The organism is Pseudomonas persica (assembly GCF_900291015.1).
Lineage (GTDB): Bacteria > Pseudomonadota > Gammaproteobacteria > Pseudomonadales > Pseudomonadaceae > Aquipseudomonas.
In genome coordinates, this window is record NZ_OLKL01000062.1 from 1 (window position 1) to 1,310 (window position 1,310).

At 57.2% G+C, this 1,310-nt stretch carries 1 protein-coding gene; it reads right to left on the reverse strand.

Annotation, left to right across the window (positions count from 1 at the left end; translation table 11 throughout):
• Positions 1–122: 122 nt before the first annotated feature.
• Positions 123–1,088: a transposase gene (locus tag FQ664_RS25700; protein ID WP_144175805.1), complete on the reverse strand. Its 966-nt coding sequence runs from the start codon at positions 1,086–1,088 to the stop codon at positions 123–125.
• Between the last annotated feature and the right edge of the window lie 222 nt (positions 1,089–1,310).

Genomic DNA, 1,310 nt, shown 5'->3' on the forward strand with positions numbered 1-1,310 from the left:
TCAGTAGAACCGTCTTCGGCCTCTTTCAGCAATCTCCAGGCACAAGTCAGCGCGCCAGAGAAATTCTCTTCAGCGTTGGGTGCTATCGGTCAGTTTGGTTGGGCTGCGCAGCAGCCCCAGCCTCAGCTGGCTGGTTTGGCACCTCCGGTATATATCTCGGGCTTCCAGTCGGCCTGATGCCTCATCAGGCCGAAGGCCAGCCGAGCCAAGCGACGTGCAAGGATTACCAAGGCTTGTGTGGTCTTCTTCCCGCGTGCTTGATGATGGGCGTAAAACTGCGACCAAGTCTTGGTTCGGCTACCGCTCATCGAGGCGTTGTACAGCAGCCTGCGAACCTCCGAGTCTCCACGCTTGCTCAACTTCCCTCTGCCTGCCCATTTACCAGATTGGGCAACCGTTACATCCATGCCCAGGTAAGCGACAAAGGCATCACTGTTCTTGAACTCGCCGCGCATGAAGGACATCACTAAGCCGGCAGCCGTTAAAAAGCCAACACCGGGAAGCTTCTGGACGCGACGCAACTGATCGGAAAGCCCCGCCGTCTTGATCACCGTACGCAGCTGTTTTTCCAGCAAAAGCTCTACGCGCTTGACCGTTTCTTCAATGCTCTTGAGCGCTGAGGCAAACATTGTGTCGCCCGACAAACTCATCCGCAGCATGCCGCGCACGGCTACCAGTTTGGCGCGGCGACGCAGCAGCATCTGGATCTCACGATGCCCGGCAGGTGGCGGAACCCAGGCCTTCAAGGAACCTCGCTCGTTGCTCAGGAAACGGGCGAGCAAAGCGGCATCGTGGGCATCAGTTTTCGCCCGCACAGCAACGCTTTCCCGGTATTTGCTCAACCTCAGGCCGTCGATAACGTAGACCGCGAAGCCCGCAGCATGGGCTTGCTCCACCATTTCCATGTGATAAGTGCTGGTCGCTTCGATGGCCAGCGCTGAGCCTTTAGGCAGTGTCTTGAGCCAGGCTTTGATTGCTTTCGGGGTGTTGGGGATGGCGAAGGGTTTGGTGCTCGGAGCGCTTTGAATCACCAGTTCATCTTTGGCGGTGTCCACGCCAGCTTCGATTGGGGTTGCGGACATTGCCATGGATAGCTGCTCCTTGTAGCGTAGTGTGACTTGAAGGGCACACCCTGGCGCAGGCTTGCATCTATCGTCGTTTGCAAACGAGGCATTCCTTATCGGCGCTTGGGTGCTGAAAGGAGGAGGGGTGATTTCTCCCACGGTCTGTACTGCTGCGAACAGTCAGAAGCGAGTTATGACCCTCCTCCTCCCTTCAAGTCCTACCATACAAGCGGGTTTACCCGCGAA

Bases quoted from the DNA above. Each gene is read 5' to 3' on its own strand.
- FQ664_RS25700 (WP_144175805.1), bottom strand. From the start codon at position 1,088: ATGGCAATGTCCGCAACCCCAATCGAAGCTGGCGTGGACACCGCCAAA.